This is a genomic window from Aneurinibacillus danicus, from assembly GCF_007991215.1.
Lineage (GTDB): Bacteria > Bacillota > Bacilli > Aneurinibacillales > Aneurinibacillaceae > Aneurinibacillus > Aneurinibacillus danicus.
In genome coordinates this window covers 1-17,027 of record NZ_BJXX01000188.1, presented here as the reverse complement: position 1 = coordinate 17,027, position 17,027 = coordinate 1, and the positions used below count along the sequence as shown (strand labels likewise).

Here is a 17,027-nt window from a genome sequence, read left to right as displayed (position 1 = left end):
TTTTCGGTCCCGAAATGGCAGTTGATAGGCGGATTGCTTGGGGCTATATATGTTTTTGTTATGATACTTGCTGTACCTAAAATTGGAGTAGGCTCTTCGCTTATAGCTGTGATTGCTGGTCAAATGTTAGCAAGTACTCTTATTGATCATTTTAACGTTTTTGGTGGGAAACAGATTCTTATCGATTGGAAAAGGATAGTAGCACTCATATTATTGGCGTTTGCTTTATATCTGTTTAACAAGAGGTAGAAAGGCTGAGTAATTGGCGCGAAAATAGTGTAATTTTGGTCGGGGATTGGCGCACTGCTTTATGATAGGATGTTATGATGATAGTGTCGGAAGATAAGCGAAAAGGCTGTCCCAACGAGGGAGCGGGCCTTTAATTTTTTAGATTAGCGGTGACGGCGGCGACGATCCATATCTATTCCCTCCTTTAGAACTACCATTCGACACGAAAAATTAATTTCTTACAAATGAAAAGGAAAATATCCCCTTTTGTCGAATGGTTTAGCAGGGAGAGATCATACTATGCCAAAAATAAAAAATGTGGAAAAGAGAATTTGGGAAATTGAAGGTTTCGATGCTAATTTTAAACATTCTACTGGATGGAGATGGAAAGCCAGTTAATCGACAGACAAAATTAGGAACTGTTCGGTATACATATCTTGACGATTAGGTGATGTGTAAGAAGGGCATTGGTGTAAGTAGTCTCTTAGAAGAACGGCAAAATATAGGGTCGGGTGAAAAAGTCACTGGGCTTTTTATTTTGCCTTGGAGGTGGGGGAGATGTAGTGGTAAAGTCCGCACCACTTATCAAAAAAACAAAAAATTTGAGATTTACAGATTTCTATCTTTACTCGTAAATTGTATTCTTGTATAATTCTATTAATTCCAATAAAATTAATATGTTTAAAGAGGCGATATGATATGGCAAAATTAACTATGCAGAAGAAGAATCTAAATACGCCCGATAAAGTAGAGACGTATGGCTTAATCAAGAAGGAAAATGTGTTTCTTGATGGTGTCGAAGTCCACCGTGTCACTTTCGAGAAGGGAGCAAAATGGTCTAACGATTTAAAGCCGCATGCAGGGACGGAGAGTTGCCTTCTCCCTCACGTTGCCTACGTGCTGTCGGGCCGTCTAGGGGTTGTCATGGACGACGGATCTGAGGAGGAATTCGGACCGGGTGATATTATGATGTTGCCTCCTGGTCATGATGCCTGGGCGGTTGGTGACGAAGCGTGCGTCTTTATTGAATTCTCGGCCGGCACGAACTACTACACGGACTAAGCACTACGACACAAATCATAAAACCTTGACGATTCATGATCCGGTTGTTGAAATTCTGACGATAGGGGAAATTATGGTTACTATAATAGGTAGGTAAGTCGCTCAGCAGAGCGGCTTTTTTCTTTTGTTCTGGCAACCAAATTCACAAAACAAACTCAACTCAAACCAGATTATGGAGGTGGGTGGGATGTAGTGGGACGAGAAAGAAATCCGAATCGCAGAAAAGTGTTTGAAATGTGGAAAGAGAATGGTATCAAGTCTAACTTTTAGGAAAGGAGTGTAGATGATGATAACGTATGAGTACGAAAACGGTATTGTGTATACTATTGAAACGATTGAAACAGATGAGCAAACAGTTACCGTTAAAACTATCGCTTCTAATGTTCGTTATGACGAGACTACAGGGGGGGGCGAAGAATATACCCCGCAAATATCTCCTGTAATAGACCGACAACAAATCGCTATGGATGCTATCATGGCAGGGATGGCGGATATGGAAGCAAGACAAACACAAGCGATAGATGCGCTTATGACAGGAATGATGGAATTATACGCACAAAACGAAGAGGTGAAAGCAGAGATTGCAGCGAACAGCAAATAACAACATAACAAACGTCTTTCCAAATGGAGAGGCGTTTTTATTTTGTAAGGGGACCTTAGAAGTTCATAGCTATCTAAGTTCGTCTCATAAAATGCAATTCTCCTAATTCGCTGGTGAATCCCCAGCGTTGATAAAAGGGAATCATCTCTGGTCGACAGTACAGTTCAAAATGGTTGACGTTTTTTAATGATGGATGATTAATAATAGCATCCATCAAAGCTTTTCCTATTCCTTTACCTCGATGAGTTGGATTAGCGATAACATCGAAGATAAGAGCTTTATAAACGTAATCTGTTAGAACCCGGGAAAAAGCAATAAGTTGTTTGCTTGCAGTATCGCAGAAAGCAATGACTAAAGAGTTGTCTAGCATAATTTGGATATCGGGTAATTGGCGACCTTTTGTCCACCATTCTGATTGATACATGTCATGTAACTCTTTTACTTGCTGGTCGGTTAGGGAATAGATTGTTTCATATGACATGTTTTTTCACATCTCCTCTAAATAAATTTGAATAATTAGACGGATTTAAGCGAAATGAAGTTGCAATTGTTACTTTGTATTTTTTAGAGCAGAATTTCTGCCCTTTTATTTTCTCCAACAGGGGGTGAGGAGGAAGATAAGAATGGAAGAAAGTTTACTGAAGATTTTGTTTTAACAGGGGCCGTTTGCGGCTCTTTTTGTTTGGTTATTGTTATCAACCAGGAAAGAAGCACGGGAACGCGAGCAGAAACTCATGGAACATATAGACAAAATGGCTGTTCAATTTGAGAAGAATACAGCAGCTCTGCCGTTAAAATGCATCTGGAGCGACATAATGTTAAAGTCGTGCTGACGAGAACGGGTCCTCATTCACTTTCGTCAGCGAGAAACTTAAAGCAAAACAAACGTGAGGATTTAAATAAGCGTGTCGTCATCGCCAATGCAGCAGACTCTGATTTATTCGTTGGTATTAAGTATGTACCGTGAAAGAAGTCAGAAAAGAAGGGGGAACCCCGAATGAAGCAAGACGATGCAGAAAAAGGAATCGCGTACCTACAGGCAGTCTGAAAAGCGTCAAAGTGCCCGGATGAACAGAAAGAGATCGGCAGACTCGCGGATGAAGTACGCGCTGCAGTTGGCATGAAGAAGGTGAACGGCTGATGAGAGAGCGACTTCACGATCCATTTTTGTGGGCAGGCTTTGGCGGTCTGCTTTATCAGGTACTGAATGTGAATGGGGTTGTAGTGCCGCAAGGATTATGGGAGCTTAGATTTACTTAGCTATGCCTGCATTGGTGTGGGCGTGATTAGTGGCTACAAAGGGCCGAATAGAGAAGCATAAAGTATGCCCTACTACCCTTTATTGGGTGGTAGGGCTTTTTATATTTATAAAAGCATGAGTAAGTTAAGTAGTAAATTAGCATGATACTATTTATATATAATATCTCCTCGTAAAGTTTCCACCTTGTCTAATGCTTGAGCAATATCATCTTCACCAACACCAAAATGTGCAAGAGCATCACGAAGATGTCTAACGATAGCATCAAAGTGAGCAGGTTGTATATTCATTCCTTCGTGCACCTTTGCCATAGACCCGCCAGTGTATTGATTGGGTCCACCCAATGCGAAGCTAATAAACTTCGTTTGATGTCGGCGCTGCTTTTCCATGTCCGTATTTTTGAAAAAATGGTTCACGGTATCATCTGCTAAAACTAAATCATAGAAGTAGTCCACCACTTTAGCAATTGTCTCTTCGCCCCCGAGCTTTTCGTATAATGTGCTCATATGAACCTCCTTTTGGATAGAACAGTCAATATATATTTCCACAAAGCAGTTTGAATAATTCACTGAATCGAGAATTTCGATTTGTATGTGCTTTATCTTCCGTTAACCCAATAACTGTTAGATTTTCACCGAAAAGAGCCGTTTCGAGATTGGTGTGTGTTTTCGCAAAAATCTTGGTACTACCGCAAATCCCCTTAACGTTGTAAATCCGCACTTTACTGGCGGTATCCCATTTGTGCACTAAACTAGGGAGTAAAGAAGAGCAATTCGAAGAAAAACGAAGACCATGCTTTCAAAAAAATAACGTGTTATTTCGTTATTTCCCACAAGCTAAAAACGCCGCTTTTGGCCAAATTTAAACCAAAACAGCGTTTTTAATGGTTAGAATGAATATTATCGTTAGATAAACTTGTGCTATGGTTTATATCCTATGGACAAACCCTTTCATATAATGGAGTAACTCGTTAAAAGTAAGGGGGGAATATAATTGGCTCAATCTCGTCGCCGTGTTGTGGTTGTTAACTTACGTCCTGGACAAACTGCTATTGTACGTTGTAGACGTCATCGTAAAGTTCGTTAAAGAATAAAAGAGGGCGTCCCAAGGTTACTTTTGGGACGCCCTCTTATTGTTATTTCTTGTTTTTTATTGTGTAGTAAGAAATCAAACCTTCGTTGACCACAAAATTGACCACATACTTATTTTTCTATATTGCTTTTATTTAATTTTATCCGATTTATTATGGAGAGAACGCATAGTTATTTTACTTAATTTTTATTAATTTAAACTAGATTGTATGCGCCAAGCAAAAGAAACAGTATAGCATAGCGATAAGAGAATGCGGGAGTTGGAAGCAAGAAGTAGAGGCGGCTTGTCATTTTTTATAGCTTGTCAGAATAGATTAGGTGTGAAGAAAGGATCGGAGCAAAGGAGGCACCCGTATGAATGGGCAACGTTACTGGTTTAGCTATTCGGAAGAGGAGCTTGCGCATATCCTGAAAACCGATATGAAGAAGGGATTAACCGAAGAGGAAGCAAAACAGCGGCTTTCTGCATTAGGTCCCAACATCCTCGCGGAGAAAGAAAGGATTTCGCCGCTTGCGCTGTTTCTCGGACAATTCAAAGATTTCATGGTGCTTGTGCTGCTTGCGGCAACGCTCATCTCCGGATTTCTCGGAGAATATGTAGATGCCATCGCCATTATCGCGATTGTTATCATTAACGGAATATTAGGCTTTTTTCAAGAATACCGGGCGGAACGTTCCCTGTCCGCGCTGAAAGAATTGACGGCGCCGATGGCGTACTGTATCCGCGATGGACAGCTTACGCATATTCCGGCGAAAGAATTGGTTCCCGGTGATCTTATTTATCTGGAAGGCGGCGATCGCATTCCTGCCGATGTCCGGTTTCTTTCGGCGAACGGTCTGCATGTGGAAGAATCGACGCTAACGGGTGAATCAGTGCCTGTCGTAAAGAGGAGCGTTGAACTACCGCATGAGGCGATTCCGCTTGGTGATCAGGTAAACATGGGATTTATGGGCACAATGGTTACCGCCGGAACCGGGTATGCGGTCGTGCTTAACACCGGCATGATGACCGAAATGGGCAAAATCGCCGATCTGCTGCAGACAACGGAAACCATGCAAACGCCGCTGCAGCTTAAATTGGAGCAGCTGGGTAAAATCCTTATCGTTGTGGCGCTCTGTTTGACTGGGCTGGTCGTGGCCGCAGGAATTTTCCATGGGCAGCAGGTGTATGAGATGTTTCTGGCGGGCGTCAGCCTTGCGGTTGCCGCCATTCCGGAAGGGCTGCCTGCGATTGTGACGGTCGCGCTTGCGCTGGGTGTACAGCGGATGATTAAACGGCGCGCGATCGTCCGCAAGCTTCCTTCCGTTGAAACGCTGGGCAGCGCAAGCGTGATTTGTTCCGATAAGACGGGAACGTTGACACAGAATAAGATGACTGTCACCCATGTGTGGCTTGATGATACAATAGTCGAGGTCAGCGGTACAGGATACGAGCCGGAAGGAGAGTTTTTTGACGGAAACAAGACTGTGCGCGCCCAGGCGCACGGAACGCTGTATAAGCTTTTGCAGTTCGGCGTTCTATGCAACAATGCACATCTCGAACAGCAGCGCGGCGAGAAAAAGGGGCTGTTCAAAAAATTGGAAGAGCAGTGGGTGGTGAACGGTGATCCGACCGAAGGCGCTTTGCTTGTGGCCGGCGGAAAAGCGGGTATTACCCGGGCGAAATTAGAAGAAACATGGACCAGAGTGAAGGAATTCCCGTTCGATTCTACGCGCAAAATGATGTCGGTTATCGTGTCAGACCGGTACGGCAAGCGAATGCTGGTGGCTAAAGGCGCTCCGGATATGCTGCTCGCCCGCTGCACGCATATCGTATGGAAAGGGCATACAGTCCAGCTTACCCCTGCGCTGCGCCGCCAGATCATCTTCGCCAACGAGTCGCTCGCCAAGCAGGCGCTTCGCGTACTTGCTATAGCCTATCGCGAGCTTCGCCCCAAAGAGACGCCGGGCAGCGAGCAGACCGCGGAGAGAGGACTTGTGCTGGTAGGTCTTGCAGGCATGATTGATCCGCCGCGTGCCGAAGCCAAACTGGCGATTCGCCGCTGCCGGCAGGCAGGCATTAAGACTGTGATGATTACCGGCGATCACCAGGCGACTGCAGAAGCCATTGCCGACCAGTTGGGCATCCTTCCTCCGGGCGGGTTGACAGTAAATGGACAGGATTTATATAATATGTCCGATAGTGAGTTCGATTCCATTGTAGATAACGTATATGTATATGCGCGAGTATCGCCCGAGCACAAGCTCAGGATCGTAAAAGCGCTCCAGAAAAGAGGCCATGTCGTCGCTATGACCGGCGACGGGGTCAACGACGCGCCTGCCATTAAAGCGGCCGACATTGGAATTGCCATGGGCATTACCGGGACGGACGTAACGAAAGAAGCGGCGTCTCTGGTGCTGGCCGATGATAACTTCGCCACGATCGAGGCGGCCATCGAGGAAGGGCGGACGATTTATGACAACATCCGCAAGTTTATCCGCTATTTGTTGGCTTCCAACGTGGGTGAGATTATGGTTATGTTTTTTGCGATGCTGGTCGGCTTGCCTCTTCCGCTTGTGCCGATTCAGATTCTCTGGGTCAATCTTGTGACAGATGGTTTGCCGGCGCTGGCTTTGGGCATAGATCAGCCGGAGGAAGCAACGATGAAGCGGCCTCCACGTTCGCGGCACGAGAACGTGTTTGCGCGCGGATTGGCTTGGAAGATTGTCTCGCGCGGACTTTTGATTGGACTGGTGACGCTGGCGGCATTCTGGATTGCATACGAGGCGAATCCGGGGGATTTAACCAGGGCGCAGACGGTTGCATTTGCTACGCTTGTAATGGCGCAGTTGATTCACGTGTTTGACTGCCGGAGCGAGATTTCGATTTTCAGTCGCAATCCGCTGCAGAATAAATACCTGGTACTGGCGGTGTTATCTTCGGTGCTGCTTGTGCTTCCGGTCGTTTATCTGCCAGCGCTGCAGCCGATTTTTAATACGGTCGCGCTGACGGCATATGAATGGATATTTATTGTATTGCTGGCCGGAATTCCGACGTTTGCGACGGGAATGTTCTCGCTTCTGTACGCGAAGTCCGGTAGACACGGAAGGGTGAGAGAAAGTTGAATTTCACGAAGATGAATGGACTGGGCAACGATTTTATTATCGTTGCCCATTTTGAGACTTTGCCGGAGAATGCGCCGGAGCTTTCGCGCAACATGTGTGACCGGCATTTTGGTGTTGGGGCGGACGGTTTAGTGTTTATCCTTCCGTCAGATAAAGCCGATATCCGCATGCGCATTATCAATGCCGACGGATCGGAAGCCGAACAGTGCGGCAATGCCGTGCGCTGTGTCGCCAAGTATGCGTTTGACCATAAACTGGTTCAGGACGAGGCGCTGACGGTGGAAACAATGGCCGGCATCCAGCGTGTCTGGCTGACGGTAGAGAATGGGAAAGCTGTACAGGTAAAAGTCGATATGGGAGAGCCGATCCTGCGCGGAGAGGCGATTCCTGTTGCGCTTTCACAGGAGAGGATCGTCAACCATCCAATCGAAGCAGGCGGGGAGGCGTTTTCGTTTACCGGTGTTTCGATGGGCAATCCGCATGCCGTTATCTTCGTGGACGACGCACCCCGGTTTGATGTGGAGAAGTGGGGTCCCTTGCTTGAGACGCACCGGTTATTCCCGAATAAAGCGAATATCGAGTTTGTTTCCGTTACTTCGCCGCAGGAGGTAGAGATGCGCGTTTGGGAACGAGGTTGCGGCCAGACGTTTGCCTGCGGAACGGGAGCGTGTGCGACAGTGGTCGCAGGCAGCTTGACCGGACGGACAGAGCGGCGTGCGCTCGTCCATTTGAAGGGCGGCGACCTTGAGATTGAATGGAATGAGACGGATAACCGCGTATATATGACGGGGCCTGCCGAGGAAGTGTTTGTCGGGCGCTGGCACAAGGCATAGCGGCGGGAGGTGAAGGAAATGGTATACAGCATGACGGGATACGGACGCGCAGAGAAACAGGGAGACGGCGTCTCATTTGCGGTAGAGATGCGTTCTGTCAACCATCGTTTCTGCGAAGTAGCGATTCGTATGCCGCGTGAATTTGCCGCGCTTGAAGACGAGGTGCGCAAGAAGATACTTTCTTATGTGCGCCGCGGACGCGTGGACGTTTTTATAACGGTCGAGACACAAACAGCGCCCTCCTCGCTGAAAGTGAACTGGGAGCTGGCGCGCCAGTACAAGGAAGCGGCAGAGAAAATGGGCGAAGTCTTCGGGCTTGCACCGCAGATGTCAGCCCGGGAATTGCTGCTTCTGCCGGATGTGGCGCAGGTCGGAGACGAGAAGCCGGATTCGCAAGTCTATCAAGTCCCGCTGCTTGAAGCGGTCGAAGAGGCGGCGGCCATGCTTGTCTCCATGCGGCAAAAAGAAGGACAGGCTCTAAGACAAGACGTGCTGAGCCGTATTGAAAAGATGAAGCGCCTGGTGGAAGAGTTGGCCGTATTCGCGCCAAGAGTGGCGGACGCGTATCGGGATCGGATTTTTGCACGGGTCGACGAATACATACAGGGGCGGTGCGACATCGATGAGTCGCGCCTGCTGCATGAAGTGGCTGTGTTTGCAGAGAGAGCCGATATATCGGAAGAAATTACACGGCTGCGCAGCCACTTTGTTCAGTTCGGGCAGATTGTCGAAGAGACGGATGCGATTGGCCGCAAGCTAGACTTTCTTGTGCAGGAATGCCACAGGGAAATTAATACGGTTGGCGCCAAAGCGAATCATCTCGAAATCAGTCAAAAAGTGGTCATTTTGAAAGCTGAGCTAGAAAAAGTGAAAGAACAGGTGCAAAATATAGAATAAAGCAGTAGAATAAAAGTTAACTTTACTATCCCGCTGAAAATAGGGAGGCGTACATGAATGGCCATTAAATTGATTAATATCGGATTCGGCAATATTGTCTCAGCCAATCGCATTATTTCGATTGTGAGTCCGGAATCTGCTCCGATTAAACGCATTATCCAAGAAGCGCGGGACCGTGGAATGCTGATTGACGCTACGTATGGCAGACGTACGCGCGCGGTTATCGTAACAGACAGCGATCATGTAATTTTGTCTGCTGTGCAGCCGGAGACGGTAGCACACAGGCTGACCAGTAAAGACGATGATTCTGAGGAATAATTAAACGGGGGATTGTATGACGCAAGACAGAGGGTTGTTGCTTGTTTTGTCGGGACCGTCCGGCGTAGGCAAAGGGACGGTGTGCGCTGCGCTTCGGCCACGCATGAAAGAGCTTGTGTATTCTGTGTCTGCCACCACGCGCGCACCGCGTGCGGGAGAAATAGACGGGGTAAACTATTTCTTTAAGACGAAAGATGAATTTAGAGCGATGATCGAGAATGACGAGCTGCTGGAATGGGCAGAATATGTTGGTAATTTCTACGGTACGCCGCGTCAATTTGTGGAAGATACGCTGGCGAGCGGCCGCGATGTCATTCTGGAGATTGAAGTGCAGGGTGCGTTGCAGGTGAAAGAGAAGTTTCCGGAAGGTATCTTTATTTTTCTTGCGCCGCCGGATTTAAAAGAGCTCCGCTCTCGCATTACCGGCCGCGGTACGGAGACGGAAGAGTCGATCCGTAACCGCATGATGGTAGCGAGAGCGGAAATCGAGTTGATGGATCATTATAATTACGTCATCGTAAATGACGAAGTGGACAAGGCTTGCGATCGTATTCAGGCTGTGATCACGGCAGAGCATTTAAAAAAAGAAAGACAAATCGCGAAATATCGTGATTGGATTAAGGAGGTTTTTTAACAGATGATTTATCCTTCGGTTGATGAACTGTTGCAGAAAGTGGACAGTAAATACACGTTGGTAAGTATCGCTTCTAAACGTGCGCGCCAGATGCGTGAGCAGAACAAGTTTTTGGTTGATAAGCCGGTTTCTCATAAGTTTGTCGGCATTGCATTAGAAGAGCTGCACGCCGGAAAGATTGAATTCGAACGGGCTAACAAGACCAGCCAATCATAAGCCAAACGAACGCACACAACGGGAAGCGCATATCGAACCAGGGCTTGCAGCGATGCAGGCGGGCACGATATGCGCTTCTTTTCAATGCAAAGGGGAGAGAGCAATGAAAGGAAAAACCATTGTCATCGGTGTCACCGGCGGCATTGCGATTTATAAGGTTGCTGATTTGTGTAGTAAGCTAACCCAGCGAGGTGCCGATGTATGGGTGTTGATGACCGGGTCGGCCACGCGGTTCGTTCAGCCGATTACGTTTCAGGCCCTGGTAAGGAATCCTGTACTGACCGATACGTTCCAGGAACCGAACCCGGCGGTCATCTCGCACATTGATGTAGCAGACCGAGCAGACTTGTTCCTTGTTGCACCGGCGACGGCCAATATCATCGGCAAGATGGCAAACGGTATTGCCGATGATATTGTTACGACTGCATATTTGGCGACAAAAGCGCCCGTCTGGATTGCCCCCGCCATGAACGTAAACATGTACGGTCATCCGGCGGTGCAGAATAATATGCGTCGGCTCACAGAATACGGCTATCGCTTTATCGAACCGGCAGAAGGTTACCTGGCATGCGGCTGGACAGGCAAAGGGCGCCTGGCTGAACCGGCGCATATCCTTGGGGAAATTGAAATGTTTTTTGCTGATGAACGGCATAGAGACATGGAAGGCGTACGTCTGCTGGTAACGGCGGGAGCGACCCGAGAAGCGGTCGACCCGGTCCGCTTTTTCACAAATCATTCGACCGGCAAGATGGGCTATGCCATTGCCGAAGCCGCAGCTAAACGCGGCGCGCAGGTGACGCTTGTCAGCGGAAAAACCAATCTGACCCCTCCTGCCGATGTTGAGTTCGTTCCGGTTGTATCGGCCGAAGATATGTATCAGGCGGTTATAGCCCGTTATGATAAGATGGATGTGATTGTTAAATCCGCGGCCGTAGCTGACTACCGGCCAAAGAGCATACATAGTCAGAAAATGAAAAAGCAGCCCGGAGATTTAGTGATTGAGCTTGAGCGGACACGCGACATTCTTGCGGAGCTTGGCAAGCGGAAAACGCACCAGTTCCTTGTCGGATTTGCGGCGGAGACGGAGAATGTGGAGGAAAACGCACGGGGGAAACTGGAGAGGAAAAATGCCGATATGATTGTGGCCAATAATGTGGCACAGAGCGGTGCGGGGTTTGGTACGGATACGAACATTGTTACCATCTATACAAAAGACGGGGAAAAAAGAGATTTGCCGCAAATGAGCAAGGCGGAGATTGCCGACCGTCTGTTGGATGCCGTGCTTGAAGCCTGCAAGAAACGGAGAGAGTAGATGTTTGCCCGCGTTGTTGTTGATGTGCCAGTCGTAGATACCGATCGGCCGTTCGATTATCGGATTCCCCCATCCCTTACACCTTTTGTCGCCATCGGCAGCCGGGTTTCCGTGCCGTTCGGACCGCGCAAGCTACAGGGATTTGTTGTGGAACTGTCGGAAACATCTGAAGTACAGAAAACGCGTGACATCCTTGATGTGCTGGATGTGGAACCGCCGCTGACTGAAGAAATGGTCTGGCTGGCCGGCCGCATGAGCGAACGCTATATGTGCACGCAGTATGCGGCACTGCAATCCATGATTCCGGCAGTGCTTCGTTCCAGCTACGAAAAACAAATCTCGCTCACGCCGGAGGGAAAAGCATTTATTCCTGTATTGCCGGAAGAACAGGCATTTTATCAATATATTGAGAAACGTCAGCCTATTTCTTGGAATAAAGTAATAAAGGAGTTCCCGGAAGCCGGGGTCTGGCTTGATGAGGGCATAAAGCAGAAGCGAATTCACGTAGAGCAAAGTGTAGGCGATCGTGTCACGAAGAAAACAGTCACGCTCCTCTCGCCGGCCGTACCTGTCGAAGAACTTGAGGCTGCTCACGCCAAGCTTCCAAAAACCGCCGTGCGGCAGAAGGAGATTCTCTCACACTTCATCCATTTCTATGGCCCAATTTCGCAGCCGGAACTCCTTGCGATGCTCGGCATCTCTCACCACGCGGTCAAAGGATTGGTAGACAAAGGACTTCTTACAAAAGAAGAAGTTGAAAATTACCGCGATCCGTTCGCCGGTCGCAAGTTTACACCGGCACCGAAGCATGCATTTACCGTGCAGCAGCAAAGCGTGATTGACGGCATCGTCGCAGGGATGAATCCGCCCGTCTATTTTCCGTGTCTTCTGCACGGTGTCACCGGAAGCGGCAAGACGGAAGTGTACCTTGAAATTATGGAGCGTACCATTGCGCAGGGCCGGGAAGCGATTTTGCTTGTGCCGGAGATTGCGCTTACCCCGCAAATGGTCAACCGCTTCAAAGGGCGGTTTGGCAGTCAGGTGGCGGTTATGCATAGCCGCCTGTCCCAGGGTGAACGTTACGATGAATGGCGCAAGATTCGGCGCGGCGAAGTGAAAGTCGCGATCGGTGCCCGCTCCGCCGTATTTGCACCGTTTCAAAATCTGGGATTGATCATTTTAGATGAGGAACATGAAGGTTCCTATAAGCAGGAGGAAACGCCGCGCTATCATGCGCGCACGATTGCCCAGTATCGGGGGATGCGACACAATGCAATCGTCATACTGGGCAGTGCAACGCCGTCAATGGAAACTTACCATGAGGCGAAAAAGGGGCGTATTCGGTTCTTCGAAATGACAGAAAGGGTAGGAAACCGGCCGCTGCCGGAGGTTAGGCTTGTAGATATGCGGGAAGAATTAAGAGACGGGAACAGGACGATGTTTAGCAAAACGCTGATGGAAGGAATAAATGACCGCCTTGAGAAAAACGAACAAATTGTTATGTTTCTCAATCGGCGCGGCTTCTCCACGTTCGTTATGTGCCGTTCATGCGGCTATGTGGCCCAGTGCCCGCATTGTGACATTTCCCTCACGTATCACCGCAGTAACCGGACATTGCGCTGCCATTACTGCGGCTATACAGAACGTGAGCCGCAAGTATGCCCGGAGTGCGGCAGCGAGCATATCCGATTTTTCGGGACGGGGACCCAGAAAGTAGAAGAAGAGCTGGCGCGCTATTTTCCGGGAATTCGTGTAATCCGGATGGACGTGGATACGACCGGGCGTAAAGGTGCACATGAGAAATTGCTGCAGGCGTTTCGTGAAGGCAAAGGCGATGTGCTGCTCGGCACACAAATGATTGCCAAGGGACTTGATTTTCCGAACGTCACACTTGTCGGTGTGCTGGCCGCTGACAGCATGCTGAACTTGCCGGACTTTCGGGCGGCGGAGCGGACGTTTCAGTTGATTACCCAGGTGGGAGGCCGGGCGGGCCGCCATGAGAAGAAGGGTGAAGTGATTCTGCAAACGTACAATACGGAGCATTACAGCATTCAGTATGCAAGCCGGCATGACTATAAATCTTTTTTTGTAGAAGAGATTAAGCAGCGCTATGAGAAGAACTACCCGCCGTACTATCGGCTCATCCTATTTACATTGGCGCATGAAAATGTGCCGCTGCTTGTGAAAACAGCTGAACGCTTCGGGAAGAAGCTGCGCGAAATTATTCCACCGGGCGCCTATTTATTGGGGCCTGTCGCTTCCCCGATCGCTCGCATTAAAGATAGATATCGTTTCCAATGCATGATAAAATATAAAAGCGATCCGAACGTCCTGCCCGCGGTTGCACGGGTAATCCGGGCGTTTGACGAAGAACGGAAGAAGACGGGGATTACGCTTACGGTGGATGTAGATCCGCAGATGATGATGTAGCACAAAATAAGTTTGAGAGGGTAGAAAGAAAGGAGAGGAAAGAATGAGGAGAGGATTTCATGGTGAAAAAGGCGAACGCCTTTTTCTTCTCCGGCTCTTCCTTCTCCTTCTTTCTTTAATGATTTTCACAGAAAATAAGTCGGATTCATATGGGAGGAACAAAACGAATGAGCATCCGAATGATTGTAAAGCACCCGAACCCGGTACTGCGGGAGAAGTGCAAAGAAGTGACAAAGTTTAACGCGAATCTTCATAAATTGTTGGACGATATGGCTGAGACGATGTATGATGCGGAAGGTGTCGGTCTGGCTGCGCCGCAAGTCGGCATCACAAAGCGGGTCGTTGTCATTGATGTTGGAGATGGCATTATTGAGATGATTAACCCGGAAATCATTGAAGCAAAAGAAGAACAATTCGGTCCGGAAGGCTGCCTGAGCATTCCCGGTCTGTTAGGGGATGTGCGCCGTGCCCGCTGGGTGAAAGCGAAAGCGCTGGATCGTAACGGCAACGAGATTATTGTGGAAGGCGAAGATTTGCTGGCACGCGCCATTCAGCATGAAATCGATCATTTAAACGGCGTACTATTCATCGACCTGGCGGAGAGAACGTACTCCGGAAAAGAACAATAGAAGCATAAGACACAGAAGGAGTGGACGCTTGTGCGAATCGTATTTATGGGCACCCCGGATTTCGCGGTGCCCTGTTTGCGAAAATTGATGGAAGAAAACTATAACGTCGTTGCGGTGGTTACACAGCCGGACCGTCCCAGGGGACGCAAAAAGCAGCTGGCCGCCCCGCCGGTGAAAGAGGCTGCGCTTCTGTTCGGTCTTCCGGTACTGCAGCCGGAGAAGCTGAAGGTGGACGGCGTGCAGGACATTCTTGATTATAAACCGGATTTAATCGTGACCGCGGCATTCGGGCAAATTCTGCCGAAAGATCTGATTGATTATCCGAAGTACGGCTGTATTAACGTGCATGCTTCCTTACTTCCGCAATACCGCGGCGGCGCGCCAATCCATAAGGCGATTATTGATGGCCAGAAGGAAACCGGTGTAACGATTATGTATATGGTGGAGAAATTGGATGCGGGTGATATGTTGAGCCAGGTGCGTGTGCCGATTGAAGAAACGGATAACGTCGGTACGATGCACGACAAGCTGAGCCGGGCCGGGGCCAAGCTGCTGCTCGAGACAATCCCTAAGCTGATAAACGGTGAAATCGATCCGGAGAAGCAGGATGAATCGAAAGTAACGTACGCATGGAACATTAAGCGGGAAGATGAGCGTCTCGACTGGACGAAGTCTGCCCGCGAGCTGTTCAACCAGGTGCGCGGATTGAATCCGTGGCCGGTCGCGTACACCGTAGCGGACAATCAGGTGATGAAAGTTTGGGAGACGCATGTGTTAAAAGAAGACGGCGGTGATGACAAGGAGCCGGGCACCATTCTGTCCGTATCGCCGGAAGGCATGGATGTACAGACGGGCCGGGGCATCCTGCGTTTGACTCGTATCCAGCCTGCCGGCAAGAAAGCAATGGCGGTCGCCGACTACGTGCGCGGTAGCTCCACGCTTGAACCCGGCATGCGATTTGCCACGGAGACGGCCGATGAGTAAACGGAGAAAAACGTTGCCGGTTCCCAGAAACGCCCGCGAACTGGCCGTACGCGTTCTGACGGATATTGAAGAAAAGCAGGCGTACAGCAACCTGGAGTTGAAACACGCGCTTGACCAAACCAGGCTCTCGCGCCGCGATACAGCATTGGCGACGGAATTGGTTTACGGTACGCTTAGCCGATTGAATACGCTTGATTGGATGCTCGGAAAATTTGTGACCCAGCCGCCGGTCAAGCTGGAAGGCTGGGTGCGCAATTTGCTGCGCATCAGCTTTTATCAGCTTTCATATTTAGATCGGATTCCGGAACGCGCAGCGGTACACGAAGCGGTAGAAATTGCAAAAGCCTGGGGACATAAAGGAATTGCAGGCATGGTCAACGGCGTGCTGCGCAATCGTCTGCGCCAACCGGAGAAGGTTGAAATTCCCACCGATCTGCCGCCGGTCAAGCGGATTGCCCTTGCCCACTCGCATCCCGAGTGGATGGTGGAAGAATGGATGAAGCTATATGGTGAGGCGGAGGCGGAAAGCATGTGTGCGGCCAACAACCTGCCGCCGGTAGTAAGTCTTAGAGCCAACACGCTCCGGGTGACTCGGGATGAATTGATTGCACAAATTGAAAAGCAGAAAACCGATGCGGAAGTGGAGCCTTCGCGTGTCGCTCCAGAAGGTGTCATTGTAAGCGATATCGGTAATATTGCGGAATTGCCGGCTTATGCAAGCGGGTCATGTACTGTGCAGGATGAGAGTTCCATGTTGGTGGGGCGGGCGCTGGCACCAAAGTCCGGCATGAAGGTGCTTGATGTGTGTGCGGCTCCCGGAGGCAAAACGACGCATATCGCCGAATTGATGGGAAATAAAGGCGAGATTACGGCACTGGATCTGCATCCGCATAAAATTTCCCTGATTGAAGCGAATGCGTTCCGTCTCGGTATTTCGATTATCGAAAGCCGCCAGGGTGATGCACGCAACGCGGACAAACTGTTTTCGAAGCAGAAATTCGACCGAATTCTGGTGGACGCCCCCTGCACCGGTTTGGGGGTTATACGCCGTAAGCCGGACATTAAGTGGCACAAATGGCAGGAAGACATATCGGCCATCAGCGAAATTCAATATAAGATTCTTTGTGCGGCTGCAGAGCTTGCGGCACCGGGCGGCAAAATCGTGTACAGTACCTGCACTGTCCAACCGGAGGAAAACGAGCAACTGGTACGCCGTTTTATAGCTGAACATCCTGCCTGGGAGTTAGACGGCACGCTTGCGCAGGACATGCCCGAAACGATTAGGGAGAAGTACGGGACATTGACGGAAGGATATATGCAGATTCTGCCCCATCATTTTGGTACAGACGGATTTTTTATTTCCCGTCTAAAAATGAAAAAATAGTAGGAAGCGTGTTTTATGCTTCCTTTTTTCTTTTTAGAAATGGGG

At 49.1% G+C, this 17,027-nt stretch carries 17 protein-coding genes and 1 pseudogene; 16 read left to right on the top strand and 2 right to left on the bottom strand.

Going from position 1 to position 17,027, the window contains the following annotated elements:
• From ADA01nite_RS19460 to ADA01nite_RS19450, 3 genes are all read left to right on the top strand, one after another.
• On the top strand, nucleotides 1-249 hold a 249-nt coding region (locus tag ADA01nite_RS19460), incomplete at its 5' end, for a DMT family transporter (RefSeq protein WP_146812093.1).
• A gap of 678 nt (nucleotides 250-927) precedes the next feature.
• Nucleotides 928-1,290, top strand: coding sequence for a cupin domain-containing protein (locus ADA01nite_RS19455; RefSeq protein ID WP_146812092.1), 363 nt, complete (start codon nucleotides 928-930; stop codon nucleotides 1,288-1,290).
• A 283-nt stretch (nucleotides 1,291-1,573) separates the two neighbouring features.
• Nucleotides 1,574-1,891, top strand: a complete 318-nt coding sequence (locus ADA01nite_RS19450; protein WP_146812091.1) for a hypothetical protein — start codon at nucleotides 1,574-1,576, stop codon at nucleotides 1,889-1,891.
• Nucleotides 1,892-1,964: 73 nt separating this feature from the next.
• Here ADA01nite_RS19450 and ADA01nite_RS19445 read toward each other — a convergent pair whose 3' ends face one another.
• Nucleotides 1,965-2,372: a GNAT family N-acetyltransferase gene (locus ADA01nite_RS19445; protein ID WP_146812090.1), complete on the bottom strand. Its 408-nt coding sequence runs from the start codon at nucleotides 2,370-2,372 to the stop codon at nucleotides 1,965-1,967.
• A 187-nt stretch (nucleotides 2,373-2,559) separates the two neighbouring features.
• On the opposite strand from ADA01nite_RS19445, the pseudogene ADA01nite_RS22725 reads away from it, so the two are divergent.
• Nucleotides 2,560-2,724, top strand: a pseudogene (locus tag ADA01nite_RS22725) (hypothetical protein); the annotation flags it as partial.
• Complete coding sequence (locus tag ADA01nite_RS19435) at nucleotides 2,688-2,858, top strand: N-acetylmuramoyl-L-alanine amidase CwlD (protein ID WP_146812089.1); 171 nt, start codon at nucleotides 2,688-2,690, stop codon at nucleotides 2,856-2,858. The pseudogene ADA01nite_RS22725 and the gene ADA01nite_RS19435, both read left to right, overlap by 37 nt.
• Before the next feature lie 440 nt (nucleotides 2,859-3,298).
• Here the strand turns inward: ADA01nite_RS19435 and ADA01nite_RS19430 are convergent, their stop codons facing one another.
• A complete protein-coding gene (locus tag ADA01nite_RS19430; protein ID WP_146812088.1) occupies nucleotides 3,299-3,655 on the bottom strand; it encodes a group I truncated hemoglobin in 357 nt (118 codons plus the stop codon).
• 939 nt (nucleotides 3,656-4,594) lie between these two features.
• Here ADA01nite_RS19430 and ADA01nite_RS19425 point away from each other — a divergent pair.
• The 11 genes from ADA01nite_RS19425 to rsmB all read left to right on the top strand — a co-directional run bounded on the left by ADA01nite_RS19425 (nucleotide 4,595) and on the right by rsmB (nucleotide 16,982).
• Nucleotides 4,595-7,345, top strand: coding sequence for a cation-translocating P-type ATPase (locus ADA01nite_RS19425; RefSeq protein WP_146812087.1), 2,751 nt, complete (start codon nucleotides 4,595-4,597; stop codon nucleotides 7,343-7,345).
• Complete coding sequence (gene dapF, locus ADA01nite_RS19420; protein ID WP_146812086.1) at nucleotides 7,342-8,178, top strand: diaminopimelate epimerase; 837 nt, start codon at nucleotides 7,342-7,344, stop codon at nucleotides 8,176-8,178. Before ADA01nite_RS19425 ends, dapF begins: the two co-directional genes overlap by 4 nt.
• Before the next feature lie 18 nt (nucleotides 8,179-8,196).
• Nucleotides 8,197-9,075 (top strand): YicC/YloC family endoribonuclease, encoded by an 879-nt coding sequence (locus ADA01nite_RS19415; RefSeq protein ID WP_146812085.1) that lies wholly within the window; start codon nucleotides 8,197-8,199, stop codon nucleotides 9,073-9,075.
• A gap of 57 nt (nucleotides 9,076-9,132) precedes the next feature.
• A complete protein-coding gene (gene remA / locus ADA01nite_RS19410; RefSeq protein ID WP_146812084.1) occupies nucleotides 9,133-9,393 on the top strand; it encodes an extracellular matrix/biofilm regulator RemA in 261 nt (86 codons plus the stop codon).
• A 16-nt stretch (nucleotides 9,394-9,409) separates the two neighbouring features.
• Entirely contained in the window at nucleotides 9,410-10,027 is a 618-nt protein-coding gene (gmk, locus tag ADA01nite_RS19405; RefSeq protein WP_146812083.1) for a guanylate kinase, read from the top strand.
• 3 nt (nucleotides 10,028-10,030) lie between these two features.
• Nucleotides 10,031-10,243 carry a DNA-directed RNA polymerase subunit omega gene (gene rpoZ / locus ADA01nite_RS19400; RefSeq protein WP_146812082.1) on the top strand — a complete coding sequence of 71 codons (213 nt, stop codon included), beginning with the start codon at nucleotides 10,031-10,033 and terminating at the stop codon, nucleotides 10,241-10,243.
• A 103-nt stretch (nucleotides 10,244-10,346) separates the two neighbouring features.
• On the top strand, nucleotides 10,347-11,555 hold the full coding sequence (gene coaBC, locus ADA01nite_RS19395) for a bifunctional phosphopantothenoylcysteine decarboxylase/phosphopantothenate--cysteine ligase CoaBC (protein WP_146812081.1): 1,209 nt from the start codon (nucleotides 10,347-10,349) through the stop codon (nucleotides 11,553-11,555).
• Nucleotides 11,556-13,985, top strand: a complete 2,430-nt coding sequence (priA, locus tag ADA01nite_RS19390) for a primosomal protein N' (protein ID WP_146812080.1) — start codon at nucleotides 11,556-11,558, stop codon at nucleotides 13,983-13,985. It abuts the gene before it with no gap.
• Nucleotides 13,986-14,152: 167 nt separating this feature from the next.
• Nucleotides 14,153-14,614, top strand: coding sequence for a peptide deformylase (def, locus tag ADA01nite_RS19385; RefSeq protein WP_146812079.1), 462 nt, complete (start codon nucleotides 14,153-14,155; stop codon nucleotides 14,612-14,614).
• Between the two features lie 45 nt (nucleotides 14,615-14,659).
• A complete protein-coding gene (gene fmt / locus ADA01nite_RS19380) occupies nucleotides 14,660-15,598 on the top strand; it encodes a methionyl-tRNA formyltransferase (protein ID WP_146812094.1) in 939 nt (312 codons plus the stop codon).
• Nucleotides 15,591-16,982 carry a 16S rRNA (cytosine(967)-C(5))-methyltransferase RsmB gene (gene rsmB / locus ADA01nite_RS19375; protein ID WP_146812078.1) on the top strand — a complete coding sequence of 464 codons (1,392 nt, stop codon included), beginning with the start codon at nucleotides 15,591-15,593 and terminating at the stop codon, nucleotides 16,980-16,982. The genes fmt and rsmB overlap by 8 nt, the downstream gene beginning before the upstream one ends.
• Nucleotides 16,983-17,027: the final 45 nt, after the last annotated feature.

What these genes read in the sequence shown, in the direction of transcription:
- ADA01nite_RS19455 (WP_146812092.1), top strand. Translation starts at nt 928, where the DNA reads ATGGCAAAATTAACTATGCAGAAGAAGAATCTAAATACGCCCGATAAA.
- ADA01nite_RS19450 (WP_146812091.1), top strand. Translation starts at nt 1,574, where the DNA reads ATGATGATAACGTATGAGTACGAAAACGGTATTGTGTATACTATTGAA.
- ADA01nite_RS19445 (WP_146812090.1), bottom strand. Translation starts at nt 2,372, where the DNA reads ATGTCATATGAAACAATCTATTCCCTAACCGACCAGCAAGTAAAAGAG.
- ADA01nite_RS19435 (WP_146812089.1), top strand. Translation starts at nt 2,688, where the DNA reads ATGCATCTGGAGCGACATAATGTTAAAGTCGTGCTGACGAGAACGGGT.
- ADA01nite_RS19430 (WP_146812088.1), bottom strand. Translation starts at nt 3,655, where the DNA reads ATGAGCACATTATACGAAAAGCTCGGGGGCGAAGAGACAATTGCTAAA.
- ADA01nite_RS19425 (WP_146812087.1), top strand. Translation starts at nt 4,595, where the DNA reads ATGAATGGGCAACGTTACTGGTTTAGCTATTCGGAAGAGGAGCTTGCG.
- ADA01nite_RS19415 (WP_146812085.1), top strand. Translation starts at nt 8,197, where the DNA reads ATGGTATACAGCATGACGGGATACGGACGCGCAGAGAAACAGGGAGAC.
- remA (WP_146812084.1), top strand. Translation starts at nt 9,133, where the DNA reads ATGGCCATTAAATTGATTAATATCGGATTCGGCAATATTGTCTCAGCC.
- gmk (WP_146812083.1), top strand. Translation starts at nt 9,410, where the DNA reads ATGACGCAAGACAGAGGGTTGTTGCTTGTTTTGTCGGGACCGTCCGGC.
- rpoZ (WP_146812082.1), top strand. Translation starts at nt 10,031, where the DNA reads ATGATTTATCCTTCGGTTGATGAACTGTTGCAGAAAGTGGACAGTAAA.
- coaBC (WP_146812081.1), top strand. Translation starts at nt 10,347, where the DNA reads ATGAAAGGAAAAACCATTGTCATCGGTGTCACCGGCGGCATTGCGATT.
- priA (WP_146812080.1), top strand. Translation starts at nt 11,556, where the DNA reads ATGTTTGCCCGCGTTGTTGTTGATGTGCCAGTCGTAGATACCGATCGG.
- def (WP_146812079.1), top strand. Translation starts at nt 14,153, where the DNA reads ATGAGCATCCGAATGATTGTAAAGCACCCGAACCCGGTACTGCGGGAG.
- fmt (WP_146812094.1), top strand. Translation starts at nt 14,660, where the DNA reads ATGGGCACCCCGGATTTCGCGGTGCCCTGTTTGCGAAAATTGATGGAA.
- rsmB (WP_146812078.1), top strand. Translation starts at nt 15,591, where the DNA reads ATGAGTAAACGGAGAAAAACGTTGCCGGTTCCCAGAAACGCCCGCGAA.